The 14,207-nt window shown below is 68.2% G+C and carries 12 protein-coding genes; 9 read left to right on the plus strand and 3 right to left on the minus strand.

Going from position 1 to position 14,207, the window contains the following annotated elements:
• Complete coding sequence (locus DIR46_RS21125) at nucleotides 1–600, plus strand: tRNA-uridine aminocarboxypropyltransferase (protein ID WP_109346995.1); 600 nt, start codon at nucleotides 1–3, stop codon at nucleotides 598–600.
• Nucleotides 601–658: 58 nt separating this feature from the next.
• Entirely contained in the window at nucleotides 659–1,837 is a 1,179-nt protein-coding gene (locus DIR46_RS21130; protein ID WP_109346996.1) for a PA0069 family radical SAM protein, read from the plus strand.
• A 127-nt stretch (nucleotides 1,838–1,964) separates the two neighbouring features.
• Here DIR46_RS21130 and DIR46_RS21135 read toward each other — a convergent pair whose 3' ends face one another.
• Nucleotides 1,965–4,877, minus strand: a complete 2,913-nt coding sequence (locus tag DIR46_RS21135) for a c-type cytochrome (protein WP_109346997.1) — start codon at nucleotides 4,875–4,877, stop codon at nucleotides 1,965–1,967.
• Nucleotides 4,877–5,368 (minus strand): (2Fe-2S)-binding protein, encoded by a 492-nt coding sequence (locus tag DIR46_RS21140; RefSeq protein WP_109346998.1) that lies wholly within the window; start codon nucleotides 5,366–5,368, stop codon nucleotides 4,877–4,879. The genes DIR46_RS21135 and DIR46_RS21140 overlap by 1 nt, the downstream gene beginning before the upstream one ends.
• Nucleotides 5,369–5,677: 309 nt before the next feature.
• Between DIR46_RS21140 and DIR46_RS21145 the strand changes: the two genes are divergently transcribed.
• The 5 genes from DIR46_RS21145 to DIR46_RS21165 all read left to right on the plus strand — a co-directional run bounded on the left by DIR46_RS21145 (nucleotide 5,678) and on the right by DIR46_RS21165 (nucleotide 11,364).
• Nucleotides 5,678–6,433, plus strand: coding sequence for a maleate cis-trans isomerase family protein (locus DIR46_RS21145; RefSeq protein WP_109346999.1), 756 nt, complete (start codon nucleotides 5,678–5,680; stop codon nucleotides 6,431–6,433).
• Nucleotides 6,434–6,443: 10 nt separating this feature from the next.
• Nucleotides 6,444–7,292 carry an alpha/beta fold hydrolase gene (locus DIR46_RS21150; RefSeq protein ID WP_109347000.1) on the plus strand — a complete coding sequence of 283 codons (849 nt, stop codon included), beginning with the start codon at nucleotides 6,444–6,446 and terminating at the stop codon, nucleotides 7,290–7,292.
• 42 nt (nucleotides 7,293–7,334) lie between these two features.
• A complete protein-coding gene (locus DIR46_RS21155; protein WP_109347001.1) occupies nucleotides 7,335–8,399 on the plus strand; it encodes a 2,5-dihydroxypyridine 5,6-dioxygenase NicX family protein in 1,065 nt (354 codons plus the stop codon).
• Nucleotides 8,396–9,019, plus strand: a complete 624-nt coding sequence (locus tag DIR46_RS21160; protein WP_109347002.1) for an isochorismatase family protein — start codon at nucleotides 8,396–8,398, stop codon at nucleotides 9,017–9,019. Before DIR46_RS21155 ends, DIR46_RS21160 begins: the two co-directional genes overlap by 4 nt.
• Before the next feature lie 62 nt (nucleotides 9,020–9,081).
• Nucleotides 9,082–11,364, plus strand: coding sequence for a xanthine dehydrogenase family protein molybdopterin-binding subunit (locus DIR46_RS21165; RefSeq protein ID WP_109347003.1), 2,283 nt, complete (start codon nucleotides 9,082–9,084; stop codon nucleotides 11,362–11,364).
• Here DIR46_RS21165 and DIR46_RS21170 read toward each other — a convergent pair.
• Nucleotides 11,341–11,781 carry a MarR family winged helix-turn-helix transcriptional regulator gene (locus tag DIR46_RS21170; RefSeq protein ID WP_109348103.1) on the minus strand — a complete coding sequence of 147 codons (441 nt, stop codon included), beginning with the start codon at nucleotides 11,779–11,781 and terminating at the stop codon, nucleotides 11,341–11,343. The genes DIR46_RS21165 and DIR46_RS21170 overlap by 24 nt on opposite strands.
• A gap of 157 nt (nucleotides 11,782–11,938) precedes the next feature.
• Here DIR46_RS21170 and DIR46_RS21175 point away from each other — a divergent pair, with 157 nt between their 5' ends.
• Both DIR46_RS21175 and DIR46_RS21180 read left to right on the plus strand, forming a co-directional pair.
• Nucleotides 11,939–12,553 carry a flavin reductase family protein gene (locus DIR46_RS21175; protein ID WP_109347004.1) on the plus strand — a complete coding sequence of 205 codons (615 nt, stop codon included), beginning with the start codon at nucleotides 11,939–11,941 and terminating at the stop codon, nucleotides 12,551–12,553.
• A gap of 359 nt (nucleotides 12,554–12,912) precedes the next feature.
• Entirely contained in the window at nucleotides 12,913–13,953 is a 1,041-nt protein-coding gene (locus DIR46_RS21180; protein WP_109347005.1) for a porin, read from the plus strand.
• The last annotated feature ends 254 nt before the right edge of the window (nucleotides 13,954–14,207 follow it).

The raw sequence follows: 14,207 nt of genomic DNA on the forward strand, positions 1-14,207 counted from the left end.
ATGATGGCGACCAAGCGTGCGGTCTGCCCGACCTGCCTGCGGGCGCAGTCGGCCTGCATCTGCCACTGGATCGCGCCGGTGTCGCCCCAGGCCGCGCTGCTGGTATTGCTGCATCCGCTCGAAGTCGGCAATGCCAAGAACAGCGGGAGATTGCTGCACCTGAGCGTGGCCGGCAGCGGGCTGGCGGTCGGTGAAATATTCGATGCGGAGGTACTGGAAGGCCTGCTGCATGCCGATGGACGCACGCCGGTACTGCTGTATCCGCAGACGCCGGATGACCGGAATGTGCCACCCCCGCCGGCGCTTCCTTCGCTGCCGCCGTCCTCGCTGCGCCTGGTCGTGCTCGACGCCACCTGGCGCAAGAGCCGCAAGATGCTGTACCTGAATCCGGCTCTGCAGAGGTTGCCGCGACTCGCGCTGAGCGACGTGGCGCCGTCCAGTTACCGCATCCGCAAGGCGCATGCGCCGCATCAGCTGTCGAGCCTGGAAGCGGCGGCGCAGGCGCTGGGCCAGCTCGAAGGCGATGGCGGGCGGTACGGGGCGCTGCTGGATGCCTTCGATGGGTTTGTTTCGCAACAGGCATTGTACGCGCGCGCTTGAATTCGGGACCGCAGCGGCGTAATATACTGTACAAACATACAGTATTGGAGCGCCAGCCATGGGCACCATCGATTTTCCACTCCAGCGCGAACCGTTCGACGACGGGGACGTCGCCGCTGCGCCGTCGCCGCCGCCGCTCGCGCGCAAGGGGCGTGGCGCGGTGTCGAACCTGCAAGGCCGCTACGAGGTCAACGGCCGTGAGCGCTTCGACGACGGCTGGGCGGTCGATGACGATGAAGCGCCTGTCTTCAAGACCGTGGTCACTGACGAGACCGCCAAAAGCATCCTGTCGCGCAATACTTCTCCAGATATCCCGTTCAGCGTCTCGCTCAATCCTTATCGCGGCTGCGAGCACGGCTGCATCTATTGCTTCGCGCGGCCGACGCACAGCTACCTCGGCCTGTCGCCCGGGCTCGATTTCGAGAGCCGCCTGTTCGCCAAGGTCAATGCGCCCGAGCTGCTGCGGCGCGAGCTGGCCAAACCCGGCTACGTGCCCGAGCACATCGCCATCGGCGTCAACACCGATGCCTACCAGCCGTGCGAACGCGAGCGCAAGCTGACGCGGTCGGTGCTTGAAGTACTGGCCGAATGCCGCCATCCGGCCGGGCTGATCACCAAATCCTCGCTGATCGAGCGCGACATCGACATCCTGGCGCCGATGGCCGCGAAGGGTCTGGCCTGCGCCGCCATCACGCTCACCACGCTCGACGCGGAGATTTCACGCACGCTGGAACCGCGCGCGGCCGCGCCGATGCGGCGGCTGCGCACCATCCGCACGCTCACCGACGCCGGCATCCCGGTGAGCGTGAGCGTGGCGCCGATCATTCCTTTCGTGACCGAACCCGAGATCGAGCGCATCCTGGAGGCGGCGCGCGACGCCGGCGCGGTCGGCGCCCACTACACGGTGCTGCGCCTGCCGCACGAGGTGAATCCGCTGTTCCAGGAGTGGTTGCAGGCGCACTTCCCGGACCGCGCGCAGCGGGTGATGAACCGCATCCGCGAGATGCGGGGCGGCAAGGACTACGACAGCGATTTCGCCACCCGCATGAAGGGCGACGGCGTGTGGGCCGACCTGATCCGGCAGCGTTTCGAGAAGGCGTCCGAGCGGCTCGGGTTTTCGGACCTGCGTGGGCGATTCGGACGGCTCGATGGGTCGCAGTTCAGGCGGCCGCTGGTGGTGCCACCAGCGGCCGGCAGGCAGAGTGCTGGCGCTGGCGGCCAGCTGGATCTGTTCTAGTCATCGCCAGCGCGCTGTGCGAGAGTCGCTTTCAGTCCACTTGCAGCGAGTGTGGTCTTGCCGAGGCCGAGGCCGGGATTGGGATCGATCCGCGTGGCGCTCGCTTGCGCCATGCGGTCTGGCCTGGTCAGTGTTTCGGCTGGCGGCGCCCTGCCGCGACCCGTTCTTCAACGTCGGTCCAGGCCGGCTTGTCCGGCGCGAAGGTAGTGCGCAGGTAGTGCAGCAGGTCGCGTACCTGGGCATCGCTCAAGCTGTTGGCGAAGCCCGGCATGTAGCCCAGGTCGGCATTTGCCGGCTCCGGTATGCCGTGCAGGATCACCTTGACCAGGTTGTCCGGCGTGTCGGCATGGACGTTGGTGTTTACCTTGAGCGACGGGCGTACACCGAACAGGGCGGGGCCACTGCCCTCGATATGGCAGGCGGCGCAGGCGCCGGTGAACAGGCGCTTGCCGCTGGCGGTGTCGATCGATTGAGGCGCGCCGGCTGCCGCCGGGACTGGAGCCGGAGCCGGCTCGGGCCTGTCCGCGGCCGTGGCCCTGGCCGCCGGAGGCCGGCCAAGCGACGCGATGTAGTGCGCGATCGCGCGTACGTCCTCGGCCGGCAGTTGGCCGAGCTCGCTCACCACCGGCGCCATTGGTCCAGCGGCAACGCCGTGGCGCGCCGAGAAGCCGGTGCGCAAATATGCAAACAGTTCGTCCTCGGTCCAGGGCTGGGGCGACTTCGACGATGCCGTGAGCGACGGCGCGTCCCATCCGTCCACCACGCCGCCGCTCAAGTGATACAAGCCTTTTTTTTCGGCGCCCAACGCATTGCGCGGAGAATGGCAGGCGGCGCAATGGCCGGCGCCTTCGACCAGATAGGCGCCGCGGTTCCACATCACCGAGCGGTCGGGGTCTGGCTGGTACACCTCGGGTTTGTGGAACAGCAGCTTCCATCCCGACAGCAGCGGACGCAGGTTGAAGGGGAAGCGCAGGCTCGACTCGGGCACCTTGCTCTCGACCGCCGGCTGCGCCATCAGGTAGGCATACAGCGCCTGCATGTCGGGCTCGGTCATCTTCGCGTAGGCGGTGTAGGGAAAGGCCGGGTAGAGATTGCGGCCGTCGCGATGCACGCCTTCGCGCATGGCGCGCTCGAAGGCGGCGTACGACCAGTTGCCGATGCCGGTGGCCGGGTCCGGCGTGATATTGGTGGTGTAGATCGTGCCGAACGGCGTGTCCAGCGCATGTCCGCCGGCATTCGGGATGCCGCCACCGGGCGCTGTATGGCATACCATGCAATCGCCGGCCAGGGCTACCAGGCGCCCACGTTCGATGGTCGCCGCCGAATACAGGTTCGGGTCGGGCGGCGGGATCGGGGCGATGGCCGGGCGCCAGGGCAGGGCCAGCGACAGCGTCGCCCCGAGCGCTGCGGCCGCGCCGCCCAGCCAGCCGGCAGTGCGCCAGCGGCGCTTCGCGGGCGGCGCTGCGCGCTCGGCGAGGGCCAGCCTGACTTGGGCGCCGGAAAATGGCGCCTCGCGCAGGCGCACGCCGGTGGCATCGAAAATGGCGTTCGCGACCGCCGCCGCGGCAGGCAGCGTGAAGGCGCCGCCCGCCTTGAGCTGAACCTCGGGTGACGGCAGGGACGCGGCTTCCCTTGGCGTGTCAGGAACGGAAGGGCGGTGGGTGGTGATGGCGCCCGGAGGCACCCGCGCATCGTTGTTCGCCCAGGCGTCCACGCCGGCATCCGGTGCGATCAGCCGCGCCATGGCCTCGCGCGCCTGTTCGTCGAGCGCGCGGCGGGCGGCCGGCGGCAGGGCGGCGTCGGCCGCCGCGTCCTGTACATCGTGGCCGGCGATGGCGCGCGTCACGCTCAATTCTCCCGAGGCCGGATCGTAGGCGACTTCGGCCACCCAGGCCGACCAGCTCTGGACCGGTTGCGGCGCCTGCTCGATCGTGCTGGCATAGGCGAAGCCGCGTCCGTGCATCACCGGGCCAGGAGATGGGCTGGGGCTGCGCGCGCCCCGCGCCTGCCAGGCGGCGGCCTGGCTCACCAAACGGATCAGGCGCGCCCCGGTTGGGTCGGGCAGGTGCGCGAGCCGGTAGGCGACCGGATCGTGCCCGCCGTGGCGCGCCACCTCGTCGAAGAAGGATTCCTGGGCAAAGACCGCCGCCGCGGCGGGCGTGGCCGCGCCGTCGCCGCTGCTGCTGATCTCGACCGCATCCCAGGCGTAGGGCGGCTGCAGCGCGTCCAGCGGTGCGATGTCGGCGTCGTCGATCGGATGGGGGCGCTCGGTCAGCAGCCAGGCCAGCGGCGGGGCGGGCCTGGCCTGGACCAGGTTCAGGCGGTAGCGCTCGAGCCGTCCGGCGCCGACGCCAACGCGCGCGCCGGCCTGCAGCAGCGTGGGCTGGCCGGCGTCGATGCCGCTCTCCAGCACCAGCGACAGCGCGGCCCTGCAATGCAGGGATAGCAGGGCCGCGACGCCGGCGCCATTGGCGGCATCGCGGGCTTCCTGGTCCGATTGCGGCGGGCGCGGGCTGCGCACTTGGACCAGGTCGGGCGGCAGCTGCAGCAGCACGGCCAGCGCCGGCCCGATCTGGCCCGGATTGCCGTAGGGGAGATCGACGCAGACGCCCGGCCCCATCGGCCTGGCCAGGATGGTCAGCGTGGCCGCCCCGCTCGCGGCTGGCGCGCCTTGCCAGCGGTATTGCGCCGTCAGCAGGTCGGGAGCGTCGCCGGCGTCCATGCCGCGCTGCAGCAGGACCTTGCGTTGCCGCTGTTGCGGCAAGCCGTCGCCGGGGGGCGCGTACCGCCAGCGGATGCGCGCCAGCGGCCGGGCGGCGCGCGCCGCCTCATCCGATTCGGCGATCACCGCCACCAGGTGTCTGCGCACGAAGACCTCGCGCACGCCGGGGCGCGACAGCGCCGCAGCCGTATCGATGCGCTGCAGGCGTGCGCCGCAATATCGTTCGCCGTTCCAGTCGAGCACGGGCGGCAGGATCAGGCGCGCGTGCAGCCCGGGCAGGGCGCCAGAAACGGGTACCGGTTCAGCGACGGACGGCATCAGCGTGCGCTTTCCCTGGTCAGTTCGACGGCGCGCAGCGCGCAGCGCATGATCTCGACATGGGTGCCGCAGCGGCACAGGTTGAAATCCAGTTCGGCGCGAATCTCTTGCTCGCTCGCGTCGGGTGAGCGCAGCAGCAGCGCCTTGAGCGTCATGATCATGCCGTTCATGCAGTAGCCGCATTGCGCGCCCTGTTCGTCGATGAAGGCCTGCTGCACCGGGTCGAGCCGGCCATCCTGTTCCAGGCCGTCGAGCGTCGTCACCGAGCGCCGCGCCACGCCCGCCAGCGGAATCACGCAGGACCGCGCCGCGACGCCGTCGACCAGCACCGTGCAGGCGCCGCACTCGCCCAGGCCGCAGCCGAACTTGGGACCGTTCAGGCACAGGTCGTTGCGCAGGACATACAGCAGGGGTGCGTCACCCGGAATGTCCAGTGTGTGCGGCTGGCCGTTGACGACGAGCGCGATCGGGTTGGTGGTGTGTAGAGTCATGAGCAGCGACAGTGTATTGCACGGCGGCGCAATGGGTTGGCACAAAAGATGAAAACGAGTGTACACGATGGAAAATTCCAGCACAATGGATAGATGCCAGCGTGCCGCATCATGCTGTAATGCAGTGCGGATCGATGGCCATCGATCCCGAAAATGGTGCTTCGCCGCATGGAAATAGGGAATCTCAGGCCACGCGCACCGTACCCGCGAAATCCTTATTGCAAAACTCCGGAAAGTGGTTAACTATAGTGTGTGCACTATAAATCGCGCCTTCCGGTGGAGGGCGTGCACCACCAAGGAGATCATCGTATGCAGCAGCGTCTTTACCGTATCGGACAAATCGTCCCGAGTTCCAACACCACCATGGAAACCGAGATCCCGGCCATGCTCACGGCGCGCCAGGCGATCCGCCCCGAACGCTTCACCTTCCACTCCAGCCGCATGCGCATGAAGAAAGTGGTCAAGGAAGAGCTGGCGGCGATGGACGGCGAATCCGACCGCTGCGCCGTCGAGCTGAGCGACGCCCGGGTCGACGTGCTGGGTTATGCCTGCCTGGTGGCGATCATGGCGATGGGGCGCGGCTACCATCGCGCCTCCGAAGAGCGCCTGACCGCCCACACCGCCGCCAACGGCGCCGATGCGCCGGTGGTCACCAGCGCCGGCGCCCTGATCGACGCCCTGAAGGTGATTGGCGCCAACAAGATCGTGGTCGTCGCCCCTTACATGAAACCGTTGACCGAACTGGTGGTCGACTACATCCGCCACGAAGGTTTCGACGTGCTCGACTACCGCGCGCTCGAGATTCCCGACAATCTCGACGTGGCGCGCCACGACCCGGCCAACCTCCCAGCCATCGTGGCCCAGATGGATACCAGCCAGGTCGATGCGATCGTGCTGTCGGCCTGCGTGCAGATGCCGTCACTGCCGGTGATCGCGCAGGTCGAGGCGATGACCGGCAAGCCGGTGATCACCGCCGCCGTCGCCACCACCTACGCCATGCTCAAGCGCCTGCAGCTTGACCGCATCGTGCCCGGCGCCGGCGCCCTGCTGTCCGGCGCGTACTGAGGAGGGGCGCATGACCAGCACCTTCCCGAGCACCTTCCCGAGCACCTTCCTGTATGGCGGCAATGTCCACGCCAACGGCATCCGCCAGCATTACCTGCGCTACGGCGGCGCCGGCGGCGAACGGGCCGCGCGCGACGCGGTCGTCATCGTCCCCGGCATCACCAGCCCGGCCATCACCTGGGGCTTCGTGGGCGAGCGTTTCGGCCGGCACTTCGACACCTATGTGCTGGACGTGCGCGGCCGCGGCCTGTCGTCGGCCTCGGACGAACTCGATTATGGCCTGGATGCCCAGGCAGCCGACCTGGTCGCCTTCGCCGACGCACTCGGGCTGGACCGCTACGCGGTCGTGGGCCACTCGATGGGCGGCCGCATCGGCATCCGCGCCGCCGCCGGCAGGCCGCGCGGCTTGAGCAAGCTGGTGATCATCGATCCGCCGGTATCCGGCCCCGGCCGGCGCGCCTATCCCTCCAAGCTGCCGTGGTACGTCGACTCGATGCGGCTGGCGCGCGAAGGCTGTTCGCCGCAGCAGATGCGCGACTTCTGCCCGACCTGGACCGAGGAGCAGCTGCGCCTGCGCGCCGAATGGCTGCATACCTGCGACGAGCGCGCCGTGGTCGCCAGCTTCGAGGGCTTCCACGCCGACGACATCCACCAGTACCTGCCGGCGCTGGCGCAGGACGTGATGCTGATGGTGGCGGCGCGCGGGGATGTGCTGCTGGCGGAGGACATCGAGGAGTTGCGCGCGCTGGTGCCTGGCTTGGCCGTCAGCCGGGTCGAGGATGCCGGCCACATGATCCCTTGGGATAACGAGGAAGGCTTCTACGCCGCGTTCGGCGACTTCCTGGGAGCGCGGCTGTGATGCCGGCAGTGTGCAAACCAACCGCAAACTAAGGAGAATGCAATGGCCGTGAGCGACCATGACTTGATCGACGCCTGGAAACATGTGCTGACCCTGTCGAAACTCGAACCGGGGCAGATCGTGACCGTGCTCACCAGCAGCACCACACATCCGCAGACGCTGTCGACCGCGCTCACCGCGGCCCAGCTGATGGGCGCGATGGTCAACCGGCTCGACCTGCCGCCGGTGAATGGCGAGAAGGCGCTGAGCCGCGACGCGCTGGCCTACCTCGGCACCACGCCGCTGACCGGCAACCGCGCCGCCATCGCCGCGCTCAAGGAAAGCGATCTTGTGCTCGACCTGATGACGCTGCTGTTCTCTCCCGAGCAGCACGACATCCTGGCGAGCGGCACCAAGATCCTGCTCGCGGTCGAGCCGCCCGAGGTGCTGGTGCGCATGGTGCCCCGCCTGGACGACAAGGAGCGCGTGGCGCAGGCCGCGCGCCGCTTCGAGGGCAAGAAGGAGATGCGCGTCACGTCCGCCGCCGGCACCGACCTGCGCTGCCCGCTGGGCGAGTTCCCGGTGATCCAGGAGTACGGCTTCGTCGACGCGCCGGGGCGCTGGGATCACTGGCCCAGCGGCTTCGTGCTGACCTGGCCCAACGAGCGCCAGACCAGCGGCACCCTGGTGATCGACCGCGGCGACATCCTGTTGCCGATGAAGCGCTACGCGCAGGAGCCGATCCGCGTCACGGTGGAGCAGGGCTTCGTGCGCAGCATCGAAGGCGGGCTCGATGCCGAGCTGCTGAGCGAATACATGGCGTCGTTCGACGACCCGGAAGCGTATGCCATGTCGCACATCGGCTGGGGCCTGCAGCCGCGCGCGCAATGGACCACGCTGGCCATGTACGACCGCGAGGCGACCATCGGCATGGATGCGCGCGCCTTCGAGGGCAACTTCCTGTTCTCGTTCGGTCCCAACAACGAAGCCGGCGGCACGCGCACCACGGCCTGCCATATCGACATTCCGCTGCGCCGGTGCACGGTCAGCCTCGATGGCGACACCGTGGTCCGCGACGGCAAGGTGCTCGACGGCTTCACCTATTCGACGGCGAAGGAGGGTGCATGAGTCACCACGAGGCAGCCACCTACGAGCGCCAGGGCTTTGGCCAGTCGCTCGAGATGATCCCGCCGTTCGGCCTGCTGATCGTCGATTTCGTCAACAGCTTCGCCGATCCGCAAATTTTCGGCGGCGGCAACATCCCGCCAGCGATCGCGCGCACCGTGGGCTTGCTGGCGCATGCGCGCGTCCAGGGCTGGCCGGTGGCGCACAGCCGCATCGTGTTCGCCGACGATGACAGCGATCGTAATGTGTTCGGTCTCAAGGTCCCGGGCATGGTGACGCTCAAGGAAAACGATCCGGCCAGCGCCATCGTGCCCGAGCTGGCTCCGGCTCCAGGCGAGCTGGTGGTGCGCAAGACGGTGCCGTCGGCTTTCTTCGGCACGGCGCTCGCACCGTGGCTGACGCAGCAAGGCGTGCGCACGCTGCTGGTGGCCGGGGCCGTGACCAGCGGATGCGTGCGCGCCAGCGTGGTCGACGCCATGTCCTGGGGCTTTCGGCCTCTGGTGGTATCCGATTGCGTGGGCGACCGCGCCATCGCGCCGCACGACGCCAGCCTGTTCGACATGGCGCAGAAATACGCCACCGTGGCGCCGCTGGCCGAGGCGCTGTCCCTCACGACGCGCTAGTGGGCGCCGCCATGGCGGCGTAGCGGCCGCCATGGCATTATGATGGAGACGATGAAGCCGCGATGAGGTCAATGAACGAGTCCAGCACCACCCCGAAGGATGCGCGCCGCGCGCTGTTCGAGCGCAGCGGCGTGCTGCTGGTCACGCGGGCGCCGCAGCCGGGGGCGCGGCCTGCGCCCGGCCAGCCCGGCACCGCGTCGGACTATGTCCAGCCCTTGCCCGACGTGTTCGTCGCGCTGCAGGACGATGGGCGCGTGCTCGCCTTCAACGGCCACGTCGACCTGGGCACCGGCATTCGCACCGCGCTGGCCCAGATCGTGGCCGAAGAGCTGTGCGTGCGGCTCGAGCGCGTCACCATGGTGCTGGGTCACACCGAGGAAGCGCCGAATCAGGGCCCGACCATCGCCAGCGCCACCATCCAGATCTCGGCCATCCCGCTGCGCAAGGCGGCAGCCCAGGCGCGCGAGCACCTGCTCGCTCTCGCGGCGAGCCAGCTGCAGGCGCCGCGCGCGGCGCTGGCGATCAACGACGGGGTAATCCAGGTGCGCGCCGACGCCGGGCGCTGCACCAGCTACCCGGCGCTGCTGGCGGGGCGCACGATCGTGCTGGCGCTGGCGCAGGGCGAGGTGCCGCTCAAGCCGAGCGCCGACTACACCATCGTCGGCCGCGAGGCGCCGCGGGTTGACATTCCCGCCAAGGTGCGCGCCCAGGCCGTGTATGTGCACGATATGCGGGTGCCCGGCATGCTGCACGCGCGCGTGGTGCGTCCGCCCTATCCGGGGCGCGACGGCGGCGCCTTCGTGGGCGCCTGCCTGCTGGCGGTCGAGCGCGACTCGATCGCGCACCTTCCCGGCATCGTCGCGGTCGTGGTCGAGGGCGATTTCGTCGGCGTGGTGGCCGAGCGCGAGGAGCAGGCCCAGCGCGCGATGCGCGCGCTGAAGGTGCACTGGAAGGCGGCGCCGCCATTGGCGCCGATGGACGATCTCGAGGCTCGCCTGCGCGAGATTCCCGCGACCCGGCGCGAGCTGGTGCGCCAGGGCGACACCACGGCGGCGCTGGAGGCCGCCAGTGCGGTGCTGCAGCGGACCTATGTCTGGCCATACCAGATGCACGCCTCGATCGGCCCATCCTGCGCCGTCGCCGACTGGCGCGCCGATGGCCTGACCGTCTGGTCGGGCACCCAGAATCCACACGTCATGCGCATCGACCTGGCGCGCCTGTGCGAGCTCGACGAAGGGCGCATCGAGGTGGTGCGGATGGAAGGCGCCGGCTGCTATGGCCGTAACTGCGCCGACGACGTGGGCGCCGACGCCGCGCTGCTGTCGCGCGCGGTAGGGCGCCCGGTGCGGGTCCAGCTCACGCGCGAACAGGAGCATGCCTGGGAGCCCAAGGGCGCGGCGCAGCTGATGGACGTGCGCGGCGGCATCGGCGCCGACGGCGCCCCTGCAGCCTACGAGTTCACTACCCGCTACCCATCCAATGACGCGCCGGTGCTGGCCCTGCTGCTGACCGGCCGCATCCCGTCCGAACCGCGCGTGCTCGAGATGGGCGACCGCACCGCGGTGCCGCCGTACGCCTATCCGCATGCGCTGGTCGCCTGCGACGACGTGGCGCCGATCGTGCGCGCCGGCTGGCTGCGGGGGGTGTCGGCGCTGCCCAATAGCTTCGCCCACGACTGCTTCATCGACGAACTGGCCGAACTGGCCGGGCAAGACCGCCTGGCCTATCGCCTGGCGCACCTCCCGGACGAGCGGGCGTGCGCGCTGCTGCGCGCGGTGGCGCGCAGGGCGGACTGGGAGCACGGCGCGACCGGCGCGCGCGGCAAGGTCGGCAGCGACGGCAAGCTGCGCGGGCGCGGCGTCGCCTATGCGCGCTACGTGCACAGCAAATTTCCCGGCTTCGGGGCCGCCTGGTCGGCCTGGGTGATCGATGTCGCGGTCGACCCGCGTGACGGCCACCTTGAAGTGACGTCGCTGGTGGTCGGCCAGGACACCGGCCTGATGGTCAATCCGGCCGGCGTGCGCCACCAGGTGCACGGCAATATCGTCCAGTCGCTAAGCCGCGCGCTGAAAGAGGAGGTGACCTTCGACAGCCAGGGCACGACGAGCCTGGAATGGGGCGCCTATCCGATCCTGCGCTTTACCGAGGTGCCGCCGATCGAGGTCGTGCTGATGGAGCGCCCCGACCAGCCGCCGCTGGGCTCCGGCGAATCGGCTTCGGTGCCGAGCGCCGCGGCGCTGGCGAACGCCCTGTTCGACGCCACCGGCGTGCGCTTTCGCCAGCCGCCGTTCACGCACGAGAAGATACTTCGCGCGCTGGGATCAGTCGTCGATCATCTTGCGTAGCAAGAACACCAGGGCCAGGCGCTCGGCGGGGTTAAGCTTGCCGTAGGTGGCCTCGGTGATCTCGGTGGCCAGCGGCACGGTCTCGGCGACCAGCTGGCTGCCGCTCGCGCTGAGCGACACCAGCACCTTGCGGCGGTCGGTCTCGTCGTGCGACAGCACGATCAGGTCGCGCGACTTGAGGCGCTCGACGATGCCGCGGATCGTGCCCTGATCGATCGCGGTCACCTTCACCACGTCGCTCAGCGAGCAGCTGCGCATGTCGCGGATCGCGCACAGGGTGACGAATTGCGCCGCCGTCAGGTTGGAGTCGAGGATGTGCTGCTGGAAGATGGCGGCGTGGTGCTGGTAGGCGCGCCGCAGCAGATGGCCGATCTGGTCGGAGAACTGATAGTCCCTGGTAGTTGATTTCTTGTTCATGGCCGCCATGTTATCCCGGCTTTGCGCCGGTGTGCCATCGCCGCTGTGCAAAGGGCGACAAATTGTTGGCGGACCCGGCTGGCGCGACGTCTGGCGGGAGGGAAGCGTCCTTCGGGACGGCTGTTTTGGCTGGTTCATATGAATGTGAGGTAAAACGATGTTGATCAATTTCGCGGACGTCAAGCCCGCGCAAGCCTATGCCTGGATGGCGTCGCTGATCGTGCCCCGGCCCATCGCCTGGGTGTCGACGATCGGCGCCGACGGGGTGCGTAACCTCGCTCCCTTCAGCTTTTTCCAGATGGTGACCAGCAAGCCGCCGACGCTGCTGGTCTGTCCGCTGCTGCAGCGCGGCGGCGCGCCCAAGGACACGCTGGCGAACATCCGCGCCACCGGCGAGTTCGTGGTCAACCTGGCCGGCCCGGCACAGGCGCAGGCGCTCAATGCCACCTCGTCGGCCTTCGAGGCCGGGGTCGACGAATTCGCGGCCTGCGGCGTCGATCCCGCTGCCAGCAGCCTGGTGGCGCCGCCGCGCGTGGCCGGCGCGGCGGCCAGCTTCGAATGCCGGCTGGCCCGGCTCGAACCGTATCCGCCAGAGGCGCCGTCGTGCCACCTGGTGTTCGGCGAGGTGCTGGCCGTGCACGTCGACGACACCCTGCTCGGCCCGGATGGCGTGCTCGATCCCGGCAAGGTCGACCTGCTGTTCAGGATGGGCGGCGACTGGTACGGCAGCACCGGCGCGCAAGCCAACTTCACCCTGTCGCGACCGGCCTGAGGCTGCCCTCGCGTTCTTCTGCGTGCCGCCGCGAAGCGCCCGCGGCGTCCAATCTGGTGCAAGCGCGCAACGCCATGCGCACAAGATGGGTGCAATCGCGCTGCAACAGAAAAAATATAGTGCACACATTATAAATCATTCGCCTTGCCAGCATGTCGGCAATAGCCCGACGATGCGCGAATTTCAGCGTTGAATCCAAGATTGACCGATTAAACATCGCGGTTGTGCGCTGCAATGGCGCGCCAAAAAGTGCTGGTACGAGACTTGCTAAAGTGTGTTGAAAAGAGTGTATACACCATAAAATCAATGTGTAGTACGCGGCATTCCAGTTCACCACACCATAGTCAGGGATCGCATCGATGAAGAAGATATTGGCAGCAGGGACGGTTGGCATTCTTTGTGCGGGCGGCGCGGCCGCCCAGTCGAACGTCGTCGTGTACGGCGTGCTCGACACGTATATGGGCTATACCAATGCCGAGGGCGCCGGCAATGTGCTGTCGCTCGACAGCGGCGCCTACCAGGCCAGCCGCGTCGGCCTGCGCGGCGCGGAAAGCCTGGGCGACGGGCTGCGCGCCACCTGGCAGCTCGAGAGCGGCCTGGCCTCCGATACCGGCGCCCAGCACGATGCCGGGCGCGTGTTCAACCGCCAGGCCTGGGTTGGCCTCGGCGGAAACTGGGGCGAGCTGCGTGTGGGCCGCCAGAACTCATCGAACTTCCTGATGATCGCGCGCCTCGACACGTTTGCCGGCGCCACCTACGGCTCCTTTCTCAACAACGTCTCCGCCTATACGCCGCGCTACGACAACGTGGTCGGCTACCTGTCGCCGGTGGTGAGCGGCTTCAAGCTGCAGGCCTACTACAGCCTGGGCGAGCGCAGCGATCCCCATGACGGGATGAGCACGGCCGTGCTGGCCGGCGAGTATGAGAAAGGGCCGCTCTACCTGGGCGTGAGTTCGTCGCGCCAGAAGAGCGCCAACGGCCAGGAGACGACCCAGTCGACCTTCGCCGGCGGCGCCTACGACTACGGCCGGGGCGTGGTCTACCTCGGCTACTACCGCGGCAACAATCTGGGCGCGGCCCCCGCGACCAATGTGCGCGGCTCCTACTACAGCGCGTACTCGCTGTCGGCCAACTTCCGGCTCGGCGGCGGCACCACCATCGGCGCAGGGCTGGGCTGGGGCGTCGACGGCACGAGCAATGACCGGGATGCGCGCCAGATCAGCCTGATCGCCATGCACGACCTGTCCAAGCGCACCATGCTGTACGCGACCCTCGCGCACCTGGTCAACGACGGCGGCGCCGCGTTCACCTTCAGCGCCGCCGCGCCGATCCCGAAGAACGTGCCGGCCGCGGGCGGCAACGTCGATGGCGTGCAGTTCGGGATCAGGCACTTGTTCTGATCGTCAAAATATAGTGTGTGCACTTTAAAAAATGTGCACATGCGGTGAATGGTTCCGTCCCTGTCATGGCCCGGACGGAACGCGCCATATTGGCACTTTCATCCATGAAAACGGGACTTTTCGCACTGCGCTGCAGCATGAATAAATATATGCAGAGTAAGGCTATGATTTAAATAAAGTAGCGTGTACACTCGAAATTAATGGTCCTGCGCCAAGGTTTCCAGTGCCCGGCGCGGCGCTCCTGGCGGGGCCTG

The sequence above is a fragment of the Massilia oculi genome, from assembly GCF_003143515.1.
Lineage (GTDB): Bacteria > Pseudomonadota > Gammaproteobacteria > Burkholderiales > Burkholderiaceae_D > Telluria > Telluria oculi.